This window comes from Dellaglioa sp. CoH-56-MRSF-11 (assembly GCF_056782135.1).
Genome location: NZ_JBXAYE010000027.1, coordinates 1 through 465, shown reverse-complemented (window position 1 = coordinate 465; position 465 = coordinate 1). Strand labels below are relative to the sequence as shown.

Here is a 465-nt window from a genome sequence, read left to right as displayed (position 1 = left end):
ATTGACCGGTTCCTGACAGGGGGCACGAAATTTAGGCGCACACAGAAATTGAGGGCCATGGCCCCGGACACGCCGATGCAAAACGGACCCGATCGAAAAATCTTGGGGGCGCGCAGCGTACGCAACCCATCATTGTTAAGCGTGGCCACCGAATCAGAACCCATCCACACACCACCCGCATCGCGCACCGCACAAATAGTTGTCACAAATCCTCCACACTTAGCTCAAGCCGACCACGGCTCCGGAAACTTCATCCACGCAATCACGTGATAATCGTCGTAGTCACGCGGGTCACAAATACCGTCAGTCGGACACACCTCGACCCAGCCAGAGTCGCCCACTTCATAACGGTAGGCCCACGCCTTATGCGGTACCCAGCACATATCACCGTATTGGACGGTCACAAGCACCGGAATAGACCACCGATAATCACACGATTCCGGCTTCTCGGACTGACGCGGCGGC

Annotated in this window: 2 protein-coding genes; both read right to left on the bottom strand. The window is 56.8% G+C overall.

The features are described 5' to 3' along the window. The coding region (locus tag AC1RPT_RS07655) for a hypothetical protein (protein ID WP_481762962.1) at window positions 1-206 on the bottom strand (206 nt) is incomplete at its 3' end. Window positions 207-224: 18 nt separating this feature from the next. Next, window positions 225-465 (bottom strand): hypothetical protein (locus tag AC1RPT_RS07650; RefSeq protein WP_481762961.1); only part of this gene is annotated, 241 nt, incomplete at its 5' end.